The organism is Stieleria varia, assembly GCF_038443385.1.
GTDB classification, from domain to species: domain Bacteria; phylum Planctomycetota; class Planctomycetia; order Pirellulales; family Pirellulaceae; genus Stieleria; species Stieleria varia.
Genome location: NZ_CP151726.1, coordinates 8,670,190 through 8,694,140, shown reverse-complemented (window position 1 = coordinate 8,694,140; position 23,951 = coordinate 8,670,190). Strand labels below are relative to the sequence as shown.

General features: G+C 56.3%; 12 protein-coding genes. 7 read left to right on the top strand and 5 right to left on the bottom strand.

Going from position 1 to position 23,951, the window contains the following annotated elements:
• Positions 1–135: 135 nt before the first annotated feature.
• Together Pla52nx_RS29375 and Pla52nx_RS29370 are read right to left on the bottom strand one after the other, a co-directional pair.
• Complete coding sequence (locus Pla52nx_RS29375; protein WP_146521502.1) at positions 136–1,248, bottom strand: AAA family ATPase; 1,113 nt, start codon at positions 1,246–1,248, stop codon at positions 136–138.
• Positions 1,249–1,258: 10 nt separating this feature from the next.
• Positions 1,259–6,457 (bottom strand): VWA domain-containing protein, encoded by a 5,199-nt coding sequence (locus Pla52nx_RS29370; RefSeq protein ID WP_197454800.1) that lies wholly within the window; start codon positions 6,455–6,457, stop codon positions 1,259–1,261.
• A 988-nt stretch (positions 6,458–7,445) separates the two neighbouring features.
• On the opposite strand from Pla52nx_RS29370, the gene Pla52nx_RS29365 reads away from it, so the two are divergent.
• The 6 genes from Pla52nx_RS29365 (at position 7,446) to Pla52nx_RS29340 (ending at position 19,952) form a co-directional block, all read left to right on the top strand.
• Entirely contained in the window at positions 7,446–12,812 is a 5,367-nt protein-coding gene (locus tag Pla52nx_RS29365; RefSeq protein WP_146521500.1) for a serine/threonine protein kinase, read from the top strand.
• Positions 12,809–13,396 (top strand): sigma-70 family RNA polymerase sigma factor, encoded by a 588-nt coding sequence (locus tag Pla52nx_RS29360; protein ID WP_146521499.1) that lies wholly within the window; start codon positions 12,809–12,811, stop codon positions 13,394–13,396. Before Pla52nx_RS29365 ends, Pla52nx_RS29360 begins: the two co-directional genes overlap by 4 nt.
• Positions 13,397–13,966: 570 nt before the next feature.
• The gene (locus tag Pla52nx_RS29355; RefSeq protein ID WP_231742154.1) at positions 13,967–14,824 is read left to right on the top strand and encodes a hypothetical protein; all 858 of its coding nucleotides are present in this window, start codon (positions 13,967–13,969) and stop codon (positions 14,822–14,824) included.
• Positions 14,817–15,521 carry an RNA polymerase sigma factor gene (locus tag Pla52nx_RS29350; protein ID WP_197454799.1) on the top strand — a complete coding sequence of 235 codons (705 nt, stop codon included), beginning with the start codon at positions 14,817–14,819 and terminating at the stop codon, positions 15,519–15,521. Before Pla52nx_RS29355 ends, Pla52nx_RS29350 begins: the two co-directional genes overlap by 8 nt.
• Complete coding sequence (locus tag Pla52nx_RS29345) at positions 15,518–16,471, top strand: serine/threonine protein kinase (protein ID WP_146521496.1); 954 nt, start codon at positions 15,518–15,520, stop codon at positions 16,469–16,471. The genes Pla52nx_RS29350 and Pla52nx_RS29345 overlap by 4 nt, the downstream gene beginning before the upstream one ends.
• Positions 16,472–16,499: 28 nt before the next feature.
• Positions 16,500–19,952, top strand: coding sequence for an SUMF1/EgtB/PvdO family nonheme iron enzyme (locus tag Pla52nx_RS29340; RefSeq protein ID WP_146521495.1), 3,453 nt, complete (start codon positions 16,500–16,502; stop codon positions 19,950–19,952).
• 79 nt (positions 19,953–20,031) lie between these two features.
• On the opposite strand, the gene Pla52nx_RS29335 is transcribed toward Pla52nx_RS29340, so the two are convergent.
• A complete protein-coding gene (locus tag Pla52nx_RS29335) occupies positions 20,032–20,874 on the bottom strand; it encodes a sugar phosphate isomerase/epimerase family protein (protein WP_146521494.1) in 843 nt (280 codons plus the stop codon).
• A 564-nt stretch (positions 20,875–21,438) separates the two neighbouring features.
• On the opposite strand from Pla52nx_RS29335, the gene Pla52nx_RS29330 reads away from it, so the two are divergent.
• Complete coding sequence (locus Pla52nx_RS29330; RefSeq protein ID WP_197454798.1) at positions 21,439–21,882, top strand: SRPBCC family protein; 444 nt, start codon at positions 21,439–21,441, stop codon at positions 21,880–21,882.
• 208 nt (positions 21,883–22,090) lie between these two features.
• Here Pla52nx_RS29330 and Pla52nx_RS29325 read toward each other — a convergent pair whose 3' ends face one another.
• Together Pla52nx_RS29325 and Pla52nx_RS29320 are read right to left on the bottom strand one after the other, a co-directional pair.
• The gene (locus tag Pla52nx_RS29325; protein WP_146521493.1) at positions 22,091–22,840 is read right to left on the bottom strand and encodes a CPBP family intramembrane glutamic endopeptidase; all 750 of its coding nucleotides are present in this window, start codon (positions 22,838–22,840) and stop codon (positions 22,091–22,093) included.
• Between the two features lies 1 nt (position 22,841).
• The gene (locus Pla52nx_RS29320; RefSeq protein ID WP_146521492.1) at positions 22,842–23,861 is read right to left on the bottom strand and encodes an NAD-dependent epimerase/dehydratase family protein; all 1,020 of its coding nucleotides are present in this window, start codon (positions 23,859–23,861) and stop codon (positions 22,842–22,844) included.
• Between the last annotated feature and the right edge of the window lie 90 nt (positions 23,862–23,951).

Sequence of the window (23,951 nt, the reverse complement as noted above, 5' to 3'; positions counted from 1 at the left end):
TCAAAGAACTGCGAGGCAACGCAACGCGAAAGCTCTCGTCGCATTACCTAATAAATTAGGTATATCGATCCGTGGATTCTCGGTCAAGCAAAATACCTAAAAAATTAGGTGATCCGATTTGTCGAGGCGGATGGCTCAGCTCAGCTCACGCCGGGCCCCTCGTTGGATCAGTGACCAGACGGCTCCGGCGTCGGTGGTGACGTCGCTCCAGTGTCCCGAAAATCGGCCGCAGAATGACGACTTGAGGATCTCTGCCAAATCCTGGTGCGGTTGCTCCGCGAACAAGGGATGCTTCAAGTACACACACACTTCTTCCGTCGCTCGCACAGACAGTCCGCCTGGAATCTCGGGCGCCGAGCGAACTTTGCTGGCCAAGTCCACGATGCGTTTGATGATCGCATCACTCAGTTCGGGATGCCGAGCTTTCAGCAATTTGACTTCCTCCGCCGCGGGCAAGTAATCCATTTGCAACGGCGCGAAACGGTCCAACTGCGCCGCGTCGATTCCGAATGTCGCTGAAAACTCGCTGCCTCGATTGACCGCCGCGATGAACTGAACGTTGTCCCCGATGGGCAGAAATCGGTTCTCGATCGGATGAAAGAGTCGACGCGACGAATCCAACGCGGGCATCAAAGCGTTGCGGGCACTTTCGGGAGACCGATTCAACTCGTCCAAAAAGATCAGGTATCGCTTTCTGGGATTTTCCAACGCCGCCTCCAACGCTTCGAGCACTTCCGTCTTGGTGAAATCCGTGACGGGCGAGCCGGTCTCCGACGCGCGCACTTGGATGGTCGCCAAGAAGTCGGTCGGGTCGACCACCGCGCCGCAATTAAAGAAAACGAACTCCATACCCAAGGTCTCGGCGATCGAACGAGCGGTGACCGTCTTGCCACAGCCCTGCGGACCATCGAGCAAGATGTTCAATCCGCTCTCGAGCAACACTTGCAACTTCTTTGAGACGATGGGATCGAGGTATACGCCGTCGAGCTGGAATTCCAACATTCGATCAAACTCGACTTCGATCGACCCGCGGTCTTCACGCGACGCTTTCTTGATCGCAGTGATTTTCACACGACAGGGTCTGCCTGGCACGATCCTGGCGTCATCGCAGAGGATGACTTTTGGTGCCCGTCGGCCATTGAGATGGGTCGCTCGAAAACGAAATCCGCTGGTCTGAACCGGATTGGCCCAGAATGTTGTTTCGACCAACATGCCGACATTCAATTCGTCCACACTCCACTTCGTCATCACGCCATTCCTAAATCATTTGTTTGACAAGTTTCGCGACGATCGCGCCGAAGCGTCGCACGGACACCGCGATGTCGGTGTCGGTCAACTCGATATAATTCTGAAAACAGATCTCCGTCAACGGTCGCACGGCGACCTGAGCACAAACCGTATCCGATTGCCGGCTGAGTCGTTGCTCCAGCGCCGCCAACGCCTGGGTGCTGCACTCCGTTGGCAATCCGTCACTGATCATGACCAGCACCTTGGCGCTACGTCGTGATTGTTTGGCCACGCCAGCCGCATGCCACAGCGCGGCGGCATCGTTGTTTCCTCCCCCCGCGCTGAGTTCCGCGATGGCGGGACGCATCGCGTCTCCGGCATCGTAGATCTCGTTGTCCGTGAAGCCAAAGATCCGCAGATCAACTCCCGCCAGACCACGGCATGCTTCGGCCATCATCGCCGCAAACAACCGTGCTTTGGGCATACTGTCTCCGGTGTCCATCGATCCGCTGCAGTCGACGACGACGGACAGGAACAGATCGTTGTGGTAGCGAACCTCGCGAGCAACCAACACACGTGGGTCTCCCCGGAGTACCAGATTTCGCAGCCCTCCCGCGTCGACACTCCGTCCCCGGATCCGCCGCGGACGACGAACCTGCGACAGCCCCAAGTCACGCAGAAAATCACGAAACTGACGCGAAGTTGCACCGACTTGCTCTGCCAGAGGGCGATACGCATCGGGCAAGTAAGGCAAGCGTTGGACTCGGTGGATCAAGTTGAATTGCAGATCATCGCCGACGTTGATCACCAGCGGTCCACCGCTCCCACCATCGGCACTCGGTGGTTTGGTGACTCGCAGGATTTCGCGTTGAATGTCGTCGTTGCTGATCCCGTCGGCTTTGACCGCCAAGTCTCCATCGCTATCGGACAGCAGCGATTCCAGCGTTGGAAACCCATTCATGCACGCATCATCGCCGAAGATTCTACGCAGTTGCTTACAAACCCGCATCAGTCCGAACATGTCGAGCTTGCGAAACGATTTGTCAAACAACGCCAGTCCTTCGGCGACCTTTGGGTCATCGTGCCGGTTGCCCAGTCCGAGTCGCATTGCGCGAAAGAAGCGAGCGAAACTGCTGCCGCATCGCTCCAAGTCCTGCAATAGCATGCCGCCGCGAAGGTGCAGGCATTCCGGGGCCCTGGCAACGGTCGGTGGATTGTTCCGCAACACGTCAAACGCGTTTTCACGCAGCAACCTCAGGACTTGATCCACCGCCATGTCCTTGGCACCACGATTGAACGCGTACGCGCCCAGTCGTTTCAACTGATTGCCGTAATTGCGATCCAACGCTCGCAGGTTTCGTTCCAGATGCTCATCGGCGACGAGATTGAGCAATTGGCCAAGACCTTGTTTCTGTGCCGATCGCCAGATCATTTCCTCTTTACGGCCGCGATGGTACATGTGATGCCCGATCTCATGGACGATCAGGCCTTGAACGATGTCTTCGGCGTGTGGAACTCCCGTCAGCAGCGGCATTGGATTGATATAGATTCGGTCCTCGGTCAATCGCGTGTAGCCGTAGTCGCTGCCTCCGATCATTTCGATGGAGAACAGTCGTCCGGTCAATTCCCGTCCGACCTGGACGCCGCGTTTGAACTCGCCGGCAATCCGACGCAATTTTCCGGGGCGATCGCCGTGACCGCGCACCATGGTCGCCACGCCTTGACGAACATTGTCGTCCATCGCATCACGCATCACGCGCTCGGCTGCCTTGACGTGATGGATTTCCATGCGTTGGAAATCGATCAGCGAATTCAATGCGATTTCGCTGATGGCATCAGGGCCGGCTGCCAACAAGGACTCCACGGCGGGCACCACCAGCTTGTCAGGAACCCATTGCATGGGTAATCGCGCAAGCGGATCGTTGGCATCGGAAACACCGTGTTCCAAACGGTGCGTCAACAGGATAGGAAATCCAATCCAGTTGCCTTTTCGGGCCAGGGCAACCGCTGCCTTGACCCGAAGCGATTGATCACGATCCGTGCCGATCTGCAGGAACTGTTCGAGGGAACGAATCACCGGGGCGTGATCGACATCCGCATTGTCCAGTCGAAGGACCTGACGCAAGACAGCCCACCGATAAACGTTGGGATGCATCGATTGCGTCCAACGACAGCAGAGTTCAGCGATTTCATCGTGTGAAAGCTGTGACAGCAACAGCGTCATGTCAGTAGATTGAATCCACGACGTTGTACAAGGACGCATCATGACATCGCTGAGAACCTTGATCGCCGTGTCACGATCAAATTCGACATGCGACCCGTCGCCGAATCCCACCAATGCGTAAAGCGTGAAATGAAACAAGGTGCTATCAGGGAGCTTGCGATTATCTGGCATGCGATCGCCTATCAATCCAACGACCAACGGCAACTCGTCCGCGGGCCACAGCAAGACGGTTTCCGCAATCGCCTGTGCACAAGGCAGCGGCGGATTTTCCAGCAGTGAATCGACCAGGCATTCGATCCCGGTGTGTCCCAACTCGATCAATCTGATTACGGCATCAACCACGATCGTCGCGTCTCGGTCTCGCAACCAAGCCGACAATCGGTCTCGATCCATGCAGCGGCTGATGGCGTCGCGAGTCTTTGAGTCTACGGCAGTGGGCTTGATTTGCCGGGTGATGGCAACGCTGCCCAATCGCGTGGAGTCCACCCAAGGTCTCAACCGGAATTGAACTTCGGCGCTCAATTCAGGAATGATCTCCAAAGCACGGGTCTGCATCTGCACAAACGCTGCCCGGTTGATGCCGCGTTTGAATGCACGCATCAGGACACCCGCCGCATCGACCGAGTACTGAGTCGGCAATCTCTCCAGCCAGGTCTCCAAAAGCGATTTGCCGAGCAACTCCTCGGCACGCGTGTTCTCGCGTGCGATGTACAATGCGGTCACGTGGGCGATGCAGCGAACGAGTTCCTGCGCCAAGACGGGTGCTGCCAGCCGATCCGCCATCTCCAACCAAGCGATGCATTCGGATTCGTCGGCCATGCAGCAGCGTCCAAACGAGAATGCGGGGAATTCCCAGCGATGCATCAACGCAAAGCCTAGCGGACCGAGACGCGACAGGTAGGCATGCCGGATCAACTCCGGGACCACGAGCGCGTAAACGCGTTCATCGTCGCAACCCAGCGTCACCAGCGTTGTGGCGATTTCGATCGGTGAGTCAGCAGACGCAAACAGGGCAATGCAAGCAGCCACACGTTCGTCATCCGTGGTCAGCGATCCACGCTCACGAATCGCGTCCACCACACCGACGCAGCGTTTGCCGATCAAGGAGACCGCCAAAGCGTGCATGCGGATGGCTGACTCGTTGATCAAGATATGTCGGTTTGCCGGCGACAGCGACGAGCCTGGTTCCAGTGCAGCCTCCGCTGCCTCCTTTTCCGCATTGCCAGACGCACCGTTCTGAACAGACACGCGATCTGCGGCCCATTGTGCGAGAGCGGGTTCAGGATGATCGATCAGCCGCTGAGCCAGCGTCATCTCAAAGGCATAGGAGAGTCCGCTGCAGTACGGCACCACGGAAAGAAACTGTGCCATCGTGACCGGCGTCATGTTGTCGATCATCCAAACGACGATCCATTCGTTATCCAGCGACCGGATGACTTCGGTGACCAAGTCGACGCCGACGGAGAACCTCGCCCGTCTACGAACCCGCTCGTCTGCGGAATCGATCCACACGGTGGCAATGGGAGTGTCGGAAAGCCATCGATCGGTCAACCATTGCTGCAGAAACTCACGGAATGCGATTTCATCCAATTTTTGCCCACTCAGCATTTGCCTGCAGAACTGATGGGCGATCGCGGCGCTCTTGTTGACGGACACCGACCACTCGTCGCCATCGGTCAAGCGATACAACTCACGCAACGTCTTGACCATCTCTGCTGACGTGAGTGAAGCAACAAACCGCAAACCGCTCGCCGGCACCACGCACAACATGATGGCGATGGCGAACGGGTCTTTGGATCGATTGGCAAAGACGGCTTCGATCAGTTCATTCTGTTCTTTGGATGACCCTGGATAGGAGAACAGCATCGCGGATTCGGCAGGACGCTCATCAAAACCGGCCGTGATTTGCGTGACTTTGAATTCACTCAACAGGACCTGAAATCCGTCACGTCGGCGGAGGTGCAGGATCGCACCGATCACGCGCAAATCCAACTGACCCGATTCACGACGGCACCACGGCGATTTGAGATAGCCCCGAACGACCTCCACTGGGACTTCCGCGATCGACATACCGACGCGATACAGCTCGTCCGCAACCTCGCGAAACACATCCAGCGGAAGCACATCGTCCACCAGCCAGTCCAGCCTGCTCGCCAAACCGATCAAGCACAAACGCGCCACCAGAGGATTCCACCGGCCACGTTGATGCACCAAGTCGCGACACCTGAGTGCAAATTTGGTATCAACCCAGTTCCCCGTGGGGGCGCTAATCGACTCGATCAAAGCGTGAAAAAAGCCTTTTGGGAATCGATTCGATACCGCCTCCGGCTCACTTGTATCCTGATCCCAAAAGAGACTCAGTAGCCAGATGACGGGCGGCGAGTCGATATCGTCAGACTCTGACCAGTTACTCAACAGGACGATGATCATCCGGGGGTCGGCCATCAAAACGATACGACGAGCCAACGTATCGTCGATCAACTTCGCCGCGTGCATTGCGCTGACAAGCATGAAGGGCAGACGATCGATCTGTGACGTCGCCAAATAGTCGATCGCGTGCTGACGGGTCTCGGGATCACACAACAGGTAGAGCAGCAAATCGGCGTTGTTCTTTCGCATGCCCGCTGACTGTTTGGTCGCCGACTCGATCGCGGCCAGACGGACGTCGCACCTGGGATGGAACAACGCGTGCACCAACAGAGAACGCGTCGGCGTCACCGAGATCGTGTCGAGAGCTGCTTGGCGTACCGAAGCGTCATCGTCGTCGAGGTGATTCACCAAGGCACGGCGTGCCGCGACGCCGCGACAGCCTGCCAAGCACAGCAAGATCGCACGCCGCACGCTGGCGTCAGGAGAATCCAGCCAGCGGATCAGCAGCGAGACAAACGGGGCACGCTGACGCAACGACCGTTCGGCAAGTTGTTCCAGCGGCGAGACAGAGGTCGATCCGATTTTCGAATCGACCTCCGTCGCCTCAAGGAATTGCCAAAGATCCAAGTCACGCATCGCCGATTTTCCATCAACCCATTTAGGAATTGTTTTCGTCCGCACACGATCGATTGTAGGAAAACAAGCTGGCGTGCTGTCTCCGCAAAGGTAACGGGTCAGAATGATCATTCTCGGACGCCACACAAAAAAACGCTCGAAAAGCGTCCAGGTGATTGCGAGCGGCTTCATTGCGCTCGTTCACCTCGACCACTCTTGCTCCGTCCATCCCCAGCGACTCCATGGTCGGATCTGTGAATCGACAATCGTTCGAGTTTCGTTTGCTAGCTGGAACCCTGGCTGCATCTGTTCACAGTAATTGGAAAACAAGTTTCCACAGGAAGCCGCAAAGCGGCCTATCCAAACGGGATTCATCCGAATGGTCTATCGAATCCCGAGATTTCGTGTCCGGCTGCTCCCATCCGAGTAACCGCTGTGATGACACGAGCCCAATGATTTGGCCGCCGAAAGTCAACCGAGCGACCGCCAAATCTCTCACAGCCTGGGTTAGTCGTCATCGAGCCAGCTCGATCCGACCTCACCAATGATCCCTTCTCCACTCCCCTTGCTAAGCCCTCCCAAGTCCGCCGACCCACAGGTGACACAGGCTCACTTTGGAGGTTCACCTGTCACAGAAAAAACGAAAAGAATCCTCGTTGCGCCGTCCATCCCGACCGTCTCCTTAATGGTGGTAGTGGGATTCGCCAGAATTCCCCTTCCTTATTGTTCGTAATGGGATTCGCCAGAATTCCACATACTCGCAAACGGGATTAGTCACGCGACTCACAACAGTCTTCTCTGCGCCTATCAGCCGCCACGCGATAGCGTCCGGTTCTCACGCCCCTACTCGGGAACCGGACGCTATCGCGCCAGCGGCTGATGAAAAATCCGGGCTGGCAGCAGGAATTCGTGCGAATCCCACTACGAAACTTGACGCATAGCATGGATCACTCGATTCGTGCTGAACGACTAAACTGGATTTCCCCCCTTTCGCCCGTCCCGATCAGAAATGAACACCTTGCAAACGTCCGAGAACTCCGATGATTCCTCGATCGACGAGAAAATTGCGGAAATTCTTGAGCGGTATTTGCATGACGTCGAGCAAGGAGCTGCACAGCCCCGCGAGCAATGGTTGGCGGAGCATCCCGAGTACGCAGAGCGTCTGGCGGCGTGCTTGGACGGCGTCCAGTTGTTCGACGAGGGCGAAACGCTGGGGGTGAAGGCGGCACCGCAGCAAACCACCGCTGCGGACCCCACGCCCGATTCGATCGGTGACTATGAAATCCTGCGAGAACTCGGACGCGGCGGGATGGGCGTCGTCTACGAGGCCCGTGAAAAGACGCTCGATCGCGTGGTCGCGCTCAAGGTCATGCGATTTGGCATCGTGGACCCTCAAGCCCTGCAGCGATTTCAACGCGAAGCCGAGACGGCGGGTTCACTGCACCACACCAACATCGTCCCCGTCTACGCAACAGGACGGACTGGCGACACGAGTTGGTACGCGATGCAGCGGATCGAGGGAACAAGCTTGGCAGCGAAAATCACTGCGGCCAACGAATCCAAAACCCCCATCGAGCTGGAGGAGATCCTCCGCGTGGGGATCCAAGCCGCCGAGGCTCTCGACCATGCGCATCAGCGTGATGTGGTCCACCGCGATGTCAAACCGGCGAACTTGATCATCGACCTGGACGATCGTGTTTGGTTGACGGACTTTGGATTGGCCCGACGCTTGCTCGACGTCGGCGCGACCATGACCGGCGCGATCTTGGGCACGCCCCGGTACATGAGCCCCGAACAAGCAGACTTTCGCAACACGGATGTCGATCGACGCAGCGACATCTATTCACTCGGTGCGACCCTCTATGAAATGGCGATCGGACAGCCGGCCTTTGATGGCGATGAACCACTGAAGCTGATCAGTAAGATTCGCGATGATGATCCGCTGCCCGTTCACAAGCTGCGCGACGATCTGCCGCGTGACTTCAGCGTCGTGATCCAAAAAGCGATGGCAAAGGATGCCGATCGACGCTACGCCTCCGCCGCCGAGTTGGCGGATGACTTGCGTGCGATCCGTGAAGACCGACCGATCCGAGCACGTGAGATTTCGCTGGTCGAGCGTGCGGTTCGCTGGACGCGTCGACATCAATCCCGTGTGCGAATCGCCGTGGCAACGGTGTTGGCGACCGCCGCGATGATCACCGTTTTGCTATTCGGTTTGCGATCGTGGCACGAAAGCACGCTCGGTTCGTTCCGATTGCGGGCCGCCGGTGGCCCCTACATGACCAGCATCCATCCGGTCGGGCAATCCAGCCTGTCCGACGGTGCGATACAACTGACCGTCCCGATGCAGAGTCATCAGAAACTACCTGCGGGCGATTTTGACATGCTGCTCGCGCCGCCCGGTCAATGGAGCCGTCGTCTACGTCTGCCGATTACTCGCGGGCAACAACGCGAGTATCGCTTGACCGGTCAGCCGATCGAGCGAAAGACGGTTCCGATCGATGATACGTTTGCGATCGCGGTGGCCGATGAAAACGAACCCGCCATCCTGTCACGTCAAAACGGCTCGCTCTCGCGTGTTACCTTATCAGGAAAACACGACTGGCAACTCGATGTCGCTGCGATTCCCACTCAAGTCGTGACACTGACCCCTCAAGACCAAGTCACGACGGATCGCGTTGCCGATGTCAACTTTGCGGTCACCGGCGATCTGCTCAATTCCAATCGCGGCCACCGCAGTTTGGACGACAACTGCGTCTACACCGACGGACAACTCGCCCTGCAGTCACCGATCGATCTTGACGGTGATGGGGAGTCCGATACGCTCGTGGCGGCGACGGAGCAAGCCGCTTTGATGGCGGTCGATCACAACGGCAAGACACTCTGGGCCCGCAGCTACGAAATCGCCGGCTTGCCCGCCAAGAGCGTGATCGCTGCACCACACACCGCCAGCGAAAACCTGATGGTTCCCGGTGTTCTGGATCTGGTCGATGTTGGTGATCTCGACGACGACGGAGTTCACGACATCGCGGCACTGCTATGTCATCTGCAGTTTGCGGTCCAAGCCGACGCGTGTGTTGCAGTGATCAGTGGCAAGTCGGGCGATCCGATCCGTGCGATGTTTCCGCCACCCGTCACAGCGACCTACGGATCTCGATGGCCATACGATGGTGTCCTGGGTATTCAGCGACACAACCAACGTTCGTACCGAGGCGTCAGCTTCAATTCGCACCGCGCCTATCGATCGTCCTCAAGCGGTGGTTACGAATTCGAGATCCGAGTGCGCCGAGGATCGACGCCATTGAGATTTGCGTTGCCGTCACCGTTGCAATGGATCAGCGATGACTCGGATAATGGCAAATCGGGGGTGATCGTTTACCAAGCGGGAGATCAGTGCCACCGATACGAGATCGCGTCAGGGACAGAAATAGGCTCGCCGCTCAAACTGAGTTTCATGCCGGCTCGCAAACCGGTGGTGATGCGACGGGGTGGCGAATCCATCTTGGGATTTGTCGACTCTCAGCAAACTTCGGCACCCGGTATGGGGTATGTTGCCACACTTTTGGAAGCCTTTGACCTGAACGGCAAGCCGAGATGGCGACATCGACTCTTACTCTTGGAGTGGGGTGATGCCGTTGGTCGAAACCAACCGGATTGGCCACTGGTCGCCGACTTGAACGGAGACGGCAACGATGAAGTCGTCGTGCCAACGTCAAATTATCTTAACGGAGTCGATCTGGGGATCGATGTCATCAGCTCTGATGATGGCAAATCGCTCTGGGATAAAACACCGGTTCCGCAGATTCTCGGTTCAGCCGACGATTGCATTGCCCGAATCGGCGTGTCCGCGGACCTCAACGGAGACGGATGGCGAGACTTGGCCGTCGCCTCCTTTGCCGGACCTCCGAGCCCGATTGCGAAAAAGACGAGCGTCCACACAGGAGAGCTCTACGTCTATATCGATTGGATCTCCGGTCGTGATGGCAAGTCGTTGGCGTGGGCTCGTCACCCCGTGACGATGCTCCAGCAACAGTTGCGAGTTGCAGAGGTCGATGCAGTGCGCACGGAGCTGTCCAACACGCCGCCGGGAACCGTCGAGATCGATCTGCTGATCGGCGACAGCACGACGGACAACGAACTGGCATCGATGGTCTTGCGGTTTCATCCGTCCAGCCCCGATCCGATCAATGTCGCCGCAGAGCTGGATGTCGTCCCCACCCCGCCCACCCGAGAAAATGTGCGTGTTTACCGCCAACGCAGTGGCCCATACCTCGACGGCCCGCAACAGTTGACGCTGCAGCGTGACGAACCCTCGCCTCGCCTGCGTCTGGGCGAAAACCACTTGATCGCATCATGGAAATCTCAAGACGGTCGCTCCCTTGTTGCCTGCAGCGATGGCACGTCGTCACCACTTTGTGTGATCGACGCCGACACACTGGAAACCGTTTGGACGTACCAGTACGATCCCAGCTCAATGCTTCAGTGGACCCCGGTTCGGTACAGCAACGGTCGTGTCGACTTCCTCCAGCGACGCGTCGGTCTATCCGATTCTCCCGCTAGTTTGATCGATGGTCAAAGCGGAAAAACACGTTGGACGATGCCCATTGCCACCAGCGGTCGAATCCTTTCCGCCTACTCCTTTGACAACGATCGATCGATCATCCTGATCGGTGATGAGCCTATGAGCCATGCGGTCGGGCTGCAGCCCGGCGATGCTTTGATCCTGACCAGCGTCAGCTCGCAAAGCGGGGCGGTCAGGTGGTCAACGGAGTTTTTGAAAAAAGCGGCAAGATTGAATCGACCAGATCATCTGGATGAGTTGCAATTCATGGATGTCAATCGCGATGGCGTGGTGGATGTCATCGGTCCGCAATCGTACGAAGACTCCCGAATGCTCTACCTCTGCGTCTGGGACGGTCGCGATGGTGAGGTTTTGTGGCAAAGACCGCTTTGGATCGACGGAGTCAACACACGCTACTTTGTCCCGTTTGACATCGTCCCCGGTGAGGTGCATGACCACATCGTCTATCTCGGCGGTCAGGATAAAGAGAGCCCCACCGCCACGCTGCACTGGTGTCGTGCCGATAACGGCGACCTCATCGACAGTATTTCTGCAGGCGATCGCAACATGCAGTCGGACTTCTCACGCGACAGCTCACATCAGCAAGTCGTCTTGTCCGACTGCACTGCTGAAAGTGATCATCCCCGGGTCGCTTGGATCGCCAGAGAGGGAAACACCTGTGTCACGCGAGTCTACTCGCTGGCCGAGAGCAAGCTTGTCGTCGATCCGCTTCCCGTGTCTGCTTTCCTGGATGACCGGCGGCACTTGATGGGAATGTGGATGCGGGACATCAACGGGGACAAGATTCCTGAACGATTGTTTTTGCATTGGGGATCCCAGAAAGAAGAACTGGCGATACAGGATCCTGCGGTCACGTTCACGTGTCTGCCGCTTGATTCTGACGTTCCAATCTGGAGGACCGAAATCGACTACCCGGGCAGCATCACGCGTGAGCGATGGACACAAGAGCACGACAAAACAATTGTTTGGATCAGGTTCTACAAAAGCCACCACGCCGGAATTGATTGCGAGACCGGGCGAGTGATCTACGAGTCGGATGACGAGTGGTTCTCTGAAAGAAACCTACCGCACATCGTCTCTTCCCCGTCGCAGCACAATGATGAGATCATCACGTCTAGTGCAGACGGAGTCTTCATCACCTCAGACGGACCGGAAACTGTTCTTCCCGTGAATGCCAACATTCATTCCTCTCCCGATCCCCGGCGTCGCATGCCGATGATCAGCCACGCAAGGTCGCCCCACGCGCTGTCCGACTTTCTGTCATCGCATCTGCGCGGCGCTATCTTCATGTTTGCAATCGTTGTGCTGCCGTGTGCCTATTTGGTGCAAACGTTGCGGCGTCGGCGTTGGAGCCTGTCCTGGTTGCTACTCGCACCACCCGTCTTGGCAATCGCGATCGTTGGCTGGCAATCCACCTGGCTGACACAGTCCGACATGGCAGTCACGTTGCTTTACGGCATCACCCCGTGGACGTGCGTGGGAGCCCTCTGGATCGCCGCTGACCAGTGGCGTCAATCTCGCGTCCATCCCGACCGAAAACCCATCATAAACACGGTCCTGGCCTTGGCTTTAGGCGGCCCTGTCTTGATCGCCATCCTAATGTTCTACGAGTATTTCAGCGCGAACAACGAAACGGTCCAATACACGCTCGCACCCGCAGATCTGGTATTGATTTCTTTGATCGGTTTTGGATTGCTGTGCAACATCTACTGGTGCCTACGCATTCCCGTCGATATCGCCCGGTTGATGGGGCGAGGCTGGCGTCGCCTGTTCTCGACGAAGGCCCGGGCATGAACTCCAGTGAGGACTCGTACATCGCAGAAAGCTCACTGCGGCAAACTTGGTCGATCGGTCCCCTCCGACCTTGGCTGTTGCTCCTGGCCGAGCGTCACATGCCCGCCGACTTGCGAGGCAAAGTCGACCCATCGGACTTGGTACAGCAAGCCCTGTTGGACGCGTGGCGTGGTCAAACCGGTTTTCGGGGATCCACACACGCGGAACGCTTGGCTTGGCTGCGTGTGATTCTGACGCGAACGATGATGCGACAGCGACGCGATTGTCTGGCGACTGAAAAACGCGGAATGGGACGCGAAAAGACTTTGCAAGCCGCCGTCGACCGGGACAGTATTCAGTTGGAACAACTCGCCGTCGGCAAAGAACCCGACCCGCAGTCCGTCGCCGATCGAGCCGAACAAACGCTGCGGTTGGCCGCCACACTCGAGAAACTTTCGCCTGAGCATCGCACCGTCCTGACGCTGCGGCACATTGACGGCCTGTCCCACGATGAGATCGCCGAGCGAATGGGCAAAACGTCAGCCGCCGTCCGCATGCTGTGGATTCGAGCGTTGGAAAAGCTGAAACAACTGCACGGTAGCTGACGTTGGTGGGGTTTCCGATGGCGTGAACGTATATGGACTGGCAAAATCAACGGTGTAGTACGCTCTCGACTCGGAGAGTCGAGAGACAGTCGTTCGACTCTCCGAGGTTGTGACGTCAACGAAGCGTTTATGACAGAATCAAGGGACATGATCTGGACCTGATCCCGGCACGATGGTGCAAGAACTCGTCATGCGAACGTAATCCCCACGGCGGGTCGAGTGCTTGCACCGACTCGCCGCACGATCAGCACCAGAATCTAAACCCAGCGGTGTTCGCAGCCCGACCCAAAAACCGACAACCAAGTGACGATCTCGGTCGGATTAAATCTCACCGTTCATCATCGGGTTTCTTCAGGCGATCGAGCTTCTTGCGAAGTCGTCTCCAGGGCATTGAGTTTGGCGACCATTTCACCTCGATTGGGGCGTCGGACGGCTGAAGCATGGCATTTGGGAGGAATTCCTAGAATTTCCCGAGTTTCTTTCCGGAGACGGATACCTCCGATTGTTAGTAGTCCGTTGCGGCCACTACGCCGCTTTTTGAATGCCAAAACACAATCGAGGTCCATGAACATGTTATCGCACTGGCTTGCCAAATCCATCATCGGAGGAGTCCTTTTTCTGGTGCTCCTGGTCACCGTTTCCAACACTCACCTTTTGGAGCTAGTGGGTTACCTGCGAGCGACCGCAGACGAAACGGTCGAAGAGCTCCAGGATAACGTTCCTCAAGCGGTCCGGGATCGGAAGCTGAAGAATGAATTGGACCATGCACGTGATCAGATCGTTGATCGACGCGTGCAGTTGAGCTTGGCGGAGTCGAAAACTCGCAAGCTGGATGAGGAAATCGAATCACTCACCGCCCGCGTCGCAAGGCGTGAAGACGTGCTGGCCGAAGCGTATCCGGCATTGGAACAGGCGTCCAAAAATCAGGCCGAGATGATCACATTCGCTGGCAAGCAGTGGAAAGCCGAAGAACTGGCGGCCCAGGTCGATGACCTACTCAGTCAGCAAGAGCTCGATGAACAGCAATTGCAAATTCGCACGGAGGCGTTGACTCGATACCAGGAAAGCATCAAAGAGGGAAACGCGGTGATCTCTCAAATGGAACTGGAGCTCGTTCGAGCCGATAATGAAATCGCCGGATTGAAACTGCGACGAGAGCAAGCCCGTCAAGAATCCGACCTGTTGGAGCTGGTTTCAGCTCAGCGTGATCAGGGATCGGTTCACGCTGGTATCCGCAGCGACCTGGATAAACTACGGGATTCGGTGGATGAGGAAGAGGCACGCAATCAAGCACATCGCGCCGTCTCAGGGGGAGTCCTCCAGAAATCCGAGCTCAGTCAGTCCTGGGAACGAATGGAGCGACTGAAGGCTCTGCATGAGAAACGCCAATCAAAACTTGAGTCTGCACAAAGCAACGACGATGAATAGCCCAGACCAGTCGCCGAGGGATCACGATGAATTGGAACCTTGGATCTTTCAGCGTATCGAGCAACTTTGTTCGGAAAACGATGATGCGTTGGCTTCCGATCGAGATCCCGAATTGGAAGACGCAATCTATCGCTTCTTGTATCGGGAGCTTCGACGCGTCGCCGCTGTGCTGCCCGGTCTCGGCCCCAAGGCTTTGGACCGAAACGCGGATCACAGTGCCCGGTTCACGGCGGTTTTGAACAAGGCGTTTCTCCGCATCTTGGAACGTTATCCGGATCGACTCCTCCGCGCCAAGGCAAGGAACCAACTCACCGGATACGTTTCCAAGACCATGTCGAGCATGATGCTCAATCACTATGCACGCAAGGAGCGTTATCAGAAAGTATTGCAAGACGTCGTTCAAGACCTACCGATGCACGACCAGGAGGGTGATCAGTTGATCGCGGGATTGACCGAAGACCGCGGAGCGTATTTTCAGAATCGAACTGGGATCGAATTCGCCATCGGGCTCCGCGTCCTAAAACAGTGGGACGAATCCGATGACCTGGAAGAACGTTCCAGGGCGATGGTCATGCGGTTTCGATATGTCGACGGTTTTGGTTACGCAGAGATCGCTGAGCGACTGTCCATTACAAAGCAAAATGTCGAGCGATTGCTTGAACGAGCGAAGTATCACCTGAAGAGAGCTCAGCCATGAAAAAGGAACGCCATCACCATCCGGACGGGAGTCGTCAAGAGCCGCAGTCGACTCTATCGGACGACCATCCGATCGACCCGAATCGATCCGATACCGGGCCCGTCGGATTTCAGCTCCATGATGCTCTCGGATTGGGGGACGCTGACAATTTGGACGAGTTGGATTCGTTCACGGAGAGCCTCCTGAAACAGAGAGGACTACAGATCAACCGGCGAATCGATCGTGGCGGCTACGGAGTCGTCTATCGGGCAAAAGAACTGACGTCCGGAGAGTCGCGTGCTGTCAAGATTTTGTTGAACCCAGAGAACTCCACTGCGATGGCAACCTTCCAACGTGAATGGAAGGTGTTGTCATCCAAAAGTCTGCCAGGGGTTCACGATGACCAGCCCCGTTTGGCACCGCGTCTGTTTTTCGGTGAAAGCGGCAAAGGGGCGAAACCGTTTCTCGTGCTGGAATGGATCGACGGACAGAACGTCGAGAACTGGATAGCAGCTCGACCTACGTTGACATGCGAAGCACGCTTGGATCTGTGCGAGCGAATCTTCTCCGCCTATGCGACGTTGCATTCATGCAACCTGCTGCACCGAGACGTTTCGCTCAGAAACATCATGATTCATAACAATCGAATTCGACTGATCGACTTCGGCAGCGCATGCCGCAGAGATGTCGGCTACGCGAGTCGTCATTCCGTTTCGCGGGTTCCTGTCACACCGGCAACGGCATCCGATCGGATGCTGGAAAACGAATCTCGTGGAACGGTTGCCGACGAAGTGCATGCCATTGCGAAGTGTTGTTTCTATGTCTTGACCGGCAAACCCTCGCATTTGGTTGATCCATCGCTGTGGCGTCAGACGCTCAGCAATTCCAAGGTACCTCGCTCGATTATCGAGAACACGTTGCTGCCGCGAATGGCCCAGCCGACCCCCGATGTATCTCATCCAATGAACTAGCGGCTTTGTCGCGCACTTGATCCTGAACATGACGAATCAAATAAAGAAACTAACCGACCCGTCGGCGTCCCTGTGGAGTGCTGCTGCGGCCTGTGACGAAATCCGATCGTTCAAGATCCGCCGCAAAAATCGAAAGCAAATGATTCGTCACGGCTTCGCCATCACGACGACATTGGCTCTGCTGGCGCTGATCGCACTTGTCGGCTGGCGTGCCCATCAAAATTCGCAACTGCGATCACTGTCGAACCAGTATTCCGTTCAGAGAAGAATGCTGGGCACATTACAGAGCCAAAAGAATCCCTCTGTCGAGCGTCTATTACGTGAAGCAGACCTACTACATGATGCATCGCTGCAACCCGATTCGAATACTCCCGTTGAGAACATCCGCAATGCGATCAACTTGGTTGATCAAGCCGAGAAGCTCGATGTCGAGCTCACCCGACTGGGCAAACTACACAAGCCGATTGGCGAAACGCTCACGCAAACCGCTTGGTTGGAACAATCTGCGTCCATCGCCAGTCGCGTTGTCGAGTTGAAAGAGCGATACATGCAGATTGGTCGCCAGCTTGACGACGGGGAAATCGATCAGGCGGAGAGCTCACTGATGTTGCTGCTCTCAGACGTGGGGTCCGCAGAACGCGACAATGCCAAGGCCTCACAGGCGGACGGACTACGAGAGGAATGGCAACAAGCCCAGAAATCGGTGCCCGAGCGACTTGAGAATGACCCCGAACTATGGACGATCAATCGATTGGCGTCGCAGGCTGAGCAAGGATTCAATCAGGGTGACTGGCAAAACGCCCGTTCCCTTTTCGGACAAGCCTTGACGCGAATGAGCGATTTTCTGGGATCCAATCTGAGTCAGGAGGAGTGGAGGTCGATCGAACAACGCAATGCGAAACTGGCTCGCGTTCTGCGGGGAGAATCCACAACGGCAGAAGGAGTAACGACACCGAAGAATGATCCGCCCATGCAAACAGTGGCGGTTGCTGATTCAGTGGAGAAGGTAAAGCCAAACACTGTCAAGCCAGCCGCATTGAATGCGACGATCGAATTATCCGAAACAGCGGAATCGCCCGCAGGGACTCCCGCCGCATTTGAGCAGGCGTTCGCTGAGTTTCTTGGATCCGTCGGAGGGAGAACCAAAGCCGTTTTGAATGCAAAGACGCCGGTGGCGGATGAAGACTTGTCAAAACTAAACCAGCAGATTTCGCAGAATCAAATACGCCTCGCTACCGAGATTTCGTTGCTCGACGAATCGCGTGCTCAGATACTATCTGAGATTGCAAAAGACTTGGTTACAGAGCGCAAGGAGTACGAGGAACTGAAACGACTGACCAAGGTGAATGATCCAGAGGTCGTCTCGGTGGCAAAGAGCATTGAGCGACTTCAGAGGCGTCGCGACCGCCTGGTCGAATCGAACAAGCGTCATCAGAACGACTGGGCAAAGAACGAAGCACCGCAACTGGCTGCGACAGAGATCATGAGGATTGGTGCCGGGCTCTTGGCCGCAATGCGTGCGGACGAACATGAGGAGCTCATGTATCGGACGGTAGCAGAACACTATCGCCCCGGCGGTGATGACTATCCGATGGTCTGGATTGAGCCTGGTAAACTGACTGATGTTCAGGCAAGGTCGCTGGTCGGCAATCAGAAATTGGACCAAGCGATGGAAATCGAATCACCGTTTTGGATCGGCGCGTCAGAGGTCACCCTTGCCATGGCTCTGAGCTGGCTGAACGATCCCGAGGTGGAACTCAAAGGGGAATGGGGCCGCATGACTTTTGGCAAATCGCCAATCGTTGACGTGGATGGCCAATATCAGATCAATCCAAAATCGCCTTTTTCGCAGTCTCCCCAGCAACCTCTCGTCGGGATCAGTCCGGCGGGCGCCCAAGCGTATTGCGAATGGTGCAGTCACAGGGACCCTCAGTACGACTACCGTTTGCCAACTGAGATCGAATGGGAATACGCCGCACGAGCCGGCACAGCGACGCCCTATTTTTGGGGTCCAAAAGAAGATGGTGTCAGGGCCAACGTCCGGGGAACTGCTATTCGTGGAACAAATCGCTCTGGACGGTTTCTGGGTTTGACCAGCAAGGTGGCAAGCTACCCGGCCAACCCCTGGGGACTGCATGACACGACCGGAAACGTCTGGGAACTTTGCGGCAAGCCATCGGCTGCAACTCACCCGAACTGCTCTGCCCCCAGAATGCGTCGCGGACAAGTCGATGAGCACGTGATCCGAGGCGGCAGTTGGTCGTCACTGCCAGTCGACTCGCAAGTCAGCAGCCGAAGCTTTGCGGAGGACACGGAGCGAAGTCGTAGCCTGGGCCTTCGTTTGGTCGCGATCCCCAAGCGGACACAGCGAGTGGAGCCAGAATCATTGGCTCAAATTCTAGGCAGAGTCGCCGATGGTCAGCCTCGACCCAATGCCGGTACCTACACCGGACAGCGAAGAAACCTGTCGTCCATTGAAGTTCAAGAAATCTCATTGATTGTCAGCGAAGAAGTGGTCGTCGAAACCACGGGGGTGATCGAAGGCCCGGAGTCGTTGAGCCGGTTGAAGAACCTTTGGGTCCGCGACTACGACCATCGGCTTGAACGTGGCGGTCTCGCGGTCTACGCGAGCCAGCCCGATCAGAAGCAGTGGTTTGTGGTGGTCGAGGTGGACGGAAAATCGTTCCGTGGTTGCGTCTTTGGAAATCCGTCCGACTCAGACTCACTGGAGGATTGGATTGCCAACAGCAATCGGCAATGCGAGTCCGTTTCGATGAATCTCGCCAGTGACACGACATGGGTCGACTCAGCGTCGTCGGAGGCGGCACCAGCGGTCAGAAAAAACTGGAGAACGTTGCTTGCCGAGTACGCCCCTGGATGTCTTTCACGACCGCTTGCGGCTATCACTCCACACCTGTCCCGACGGCCGACCGGAGAGCTGTATGAACTGGGCCTTTACGGCGCCCAACTGACGCCGGAGATCATCCAACTGATCAACCTGCACCATCGCTCTGTTTCCAACATCGCTCTGATGAAGTCGAACGTCAACGACGTGATGCTCGGGCAACTTGCTCCACTGAATCGCATTCGAGTCTTGAGCGTCTGGGGCACTGAGATCTCACCGGTCGGGTTGAGTTTGATTTGCGAACAATTCCCTCGTCTGCGTCATCTCGGACTCAACGCGACGCAAACGATGACACCGGAGGCGTCTGTTCAACTACCGAAACTACAAGAGCTGCAGTCTCTCAGCGCGGGTTGGACCGGATGCACCGACAGGTCAATCCTGCCACTGATGCAAATGCCCTCATTGACGAAGCTCAACTTGGAGGGAAACAAATTCACTGACGACGCTCTGGCGACGCTTGCCCGATGCAAATCGCTTGAGGAGATTCGTCTCGACACCGGGCAAAGCAAATTTTCGAAGGCGGCGATCACCAAGTTAACGCAAGCTCTGCCAAATTGCGTGCTGGCGATCGAATGATGTCTCGCAATGCGAACCTGCCTTTCGTGGCACAAAGGCTCACTGAATCTTTACATCTCACCCTCTGTCCGTGACCCTCCTATTTGCTGAGTTCAGCCAAGTTCTTTTGCCACGCCTGGACGCTCCGTTTCAAGTTTTCTCGCGAGTCGCCGCCAACGCCGTAGCACTGCAAGCCCACCGCGCCCTTGAACCCGTGGTTCCTTAATTCCCGCAGCAATGCGACTTGATCAAAATCGCCCTGGTCGAGGGTTTGAATCAGTTCGTTCCAAGGCTTGCCGCCAACCTTGCCTCCCGAAACACTGACCCGCCACAAATAGGGTTTCGCTTGGGTCAGGGCCGCTCGGAAGTCGGCCTCCGGCTGGACATTCAGAAAGTGGCAAAGATTAAACATCACACCCACATTCTCTCGGTCGCTGGCTTTGGCGATTCGGACGGCGTCACCAATCGTATCGATGTAAAAACCGGTGTGCGGATACAGCACGACCCGTAAGCCGGATGCTTTCGCCTGATCCGCAATGTCACGCACGAAAGCGACTGCTGCGGTATCGCTGGCTCCCGAGCCGCCTTGAACAAAAAGTTCGATCACCGTATCGCGACCTTTCAATTGCTCGATCGCAGTAGAAATGACCTTGTCATACTTCGGCCCACCGGCTTGCAAACTGCCGCCCACGTACAGACTATAGATCTTTAAACCGGCCGCGTCGTAGACCTGCAGACGCTCCGGCAGATTCTGAGGATTTGCCGAGCCGATGCCGTCGTAGCCAAGCTCCTTCAGCACCCGCGCACGCTCCTGAGTGCTGCCGAAGTGAACTCCATTTTCAAATGCAAAAAATGGCGGTTTGAATGGCGCAGGGTCTTGCGCCATCGTCTCGGGAACCAACCACCAGGTCATCGCAACAACGCTCAGAACAATTTCTTTCACTGGGTTACTCCGCAAATTTTCGAAACGTCAAAGGGGATGAACGTCAAAGGGGACGGGGGTGGTTATCGCGTAGCCGATGTCGCCGAAAAGAACGAAGCACTGAAACCTGACATTCTTTCGCAGTCTTTTGTATCTTTCTCGCCTAGCACTACTTCGTAGCAGCGAATTTGGGGGAAGAGATGAGATAGAATCATTCTTAGTGGACCAAACGCTCCAATTCAAGTCTTTCGAGACCATCGTCGTGCGACAGCGGTGCAACAACGTATCTATGCGGCATACGCTGGTGCGTATCCACCGTTCCAGTTGCGTGACGTTGATCGTCACACGATCTTTGTCAGACAATGCACCCATTGAAACAGATTTTGCCGTGTCAAAGATTGAATGTGACGGATTTTCGGAGCGAGCAAAGTTGATCGACAATGGCGAACATCGCAGGAGCCAAATTCTATATCATTTAGATGGGCGACGCTTTGCTCCGTAGATCCGGCGGATTCACGAAGCGACCAAGCATTGACCAGACAACGCGTTTGCGGACGCGGAACACGTGGAACCACAGGAATCAAAATGCCCTGCTACAACTCAATCGTCGTTGACGCACCGATCGACAAAGTGTGGGATGAAGTCCGAGATTTTCATCAGCTCGAATGGGGACGGCCTTTCATCACCAGCGTGACGGCTGTTGGTGAGATCCCAGGTGACCGAGTTGGTGCCAAACGTGTACTCAACGGTGCGTTCGAGGAAACGCTTCAAGAATTGGATGAGAGCAGGTACAAGCTTTCTTACTCCATCGATGAAGGCCCCGAACCTGTTTCCAGTGCTTCTGTATCAGCGTACATCGGTTCTATTCGCTTGTTGCCGATCACGGCTGACGACGCAACGTTCGTGCAGTGGACGTCACAGTATCAAGCGGACAATCCTCAGTTGGTCGCGGATTTTCTCAATCCAATCTATGCCGCGCTATTGGCTTGCCTGCGTGACTACTTCCAAAACCAGACATCTGAAGATTGACACGTGATGACTAGCCATTTTGGCGTTAGCGGTCTGTTGATCTAGTGAGCCTCAGGCGCTAGCCGTGGGCCTGATGCGGATTACGGGACCTGCCCACGGCTAGCGCCCGAGGCCCACGTTCATGGTGGACGAATCCGTCATCGATCTCGTGGATCGGGTCGCGACCATGGAGTGAAGTCCAGTCATCGCGAAACTTCCCGTCGGCACATCAGGAGTCGTGGAAGCACAAGAAGTAATCCAGCGAGATTCCCAAGAGGTAATGCTGCGCCAGTCCAGACAGCAGCGACCGTGACCACAACGCCAGCCAGCCCCATAAAATCCCGCCGAGGATCGCCCCGAACGCTTCCGCCGCCGGGCCGCCGATGTGCAGCAACGTCGAGGCCATGGTTTGAACCAGGATCGCGTTCGCATCGCCGAGCGAATCACGTAATCCAAACAGCAAGAAACCGCGAAAGCAAAACTCCCACCCCAGATAAAACAGCAGGTAAGTGGCTCCGTGCATCACAAACATCCCGGCCGAATCACCGGCGCGAGGGTTGATCGGAAAGGCCTGGGCAACCTCTGGATCTTGAGACCCAAGATAGCCCGCGACGAGAAACACCGGAGACAAGATGAGCAATGACAGCGCCGTCTTGCGAGGATCGCCCACACACAAACCGTAGTCACGCAGGCGTTCGCGATAACCACATCGCAGAATCAGCGCGGGGATCAGTCCCAGCAGAGCGAAGCAGGTAAGGAACTGAAAGACCGCCGCAGCATGTTGCAGATCGGTTCCGCCAGGCATCCAATCGGCCGGCACCATCTGGGCAGGCATCCACTGCGTGATGTGTTCGGCGAAGTAATCTCGTGAGCCGTAGTATCGCCAGCACATCATGAGTGGCGTGGCGACGAGCAGGATGACTGTCGGCCGAAACTTGGGGTCTCGCGCAGTGGAGGCGAGTGATGACAACGACTTCATTTTACTTTCCGTGCATTTGTTGCAGCCATTGGCAGGTCAATTTCAATCCGTCCTTGAGAGGCGTTGGCCGATATCCAAGTTCTTCAATGGCCTTGTCCGAAGAAAACGCCCAGTCCGTGGCAAAGGTCCTGACCCAGCCCGGCGTGATCAGCGGGTAGGCACCGAACCAACGGGCTCGAAGCTCCATCAGGTGTGAGAGCAACAGCGGGCCGAACTTGAATGTCGGGATTTGCCAATGCGTTCTGCCGGTGACGCCATCAATGGCGCGGAAAAAATCACGCAGGCTGACGTTGGTTCCTCCCAGGATGTACCGCTCGCCGACACGGCCCTTTTCCAACGCCAGCAGGTGTCCCTGGACAACATCATCGACGAGGACGTAGTTTCCTACATTGACACCACGGTTGAACAGAATGGGCACACGACCACGATTGTAGTCGTCGATCAGCTTGGCCAACGCATTGCCCTCGGTCAGAGGGCCAGGTCCATAAACGCGTGTCGGGTTTACGATCACCACTGGAAATCCGCGATCGGTCCAACGAAATGCTTCCTGCTCGGCAAGCCACTTTGATTCTTCGTATCCCGTCAGGAACTCGTTGCTGGATCGGGGCATCCGTTCATCGCCGACTTTGCCAGGCGTCGAGGGGCCGAGCGTCATGATCGTGCTGGTCCACACCACTCGCCGAACACCAACCTGCTCAGCGGCCGCAAACACGTTCCGCATTCCCTCGACGTTGATTTGATTGTAGATGTCACGAGACGGTGCCCAGTTTTTGGCATAGGCGGCCAAGTGCAACACGCGATCACAGCCCTGCATGCCACGGATCAGTGAGCCCACATCTGTAATGTCACCGTGAACCAACTCGATACGCTCATGACTCAACCAGGAGGTGTCGGCTGTTTCCGGTCCGCGACGAGTCAAGACGCGAACTCGATATTCTTGCCCGATCAAAGTTTGGACAAGCCGGGTGCCGATGAACCCGGTACCGCCGGTCACAAATATCGGTGCGGCGTCACTTGACATGGTGCATTTCCGAGACGGCGAAAGACGCGATTGATGTTCCTGAGGATTGAAGATCACAACGATGGGGGTGGATTATAGTTGCGCAGCGTT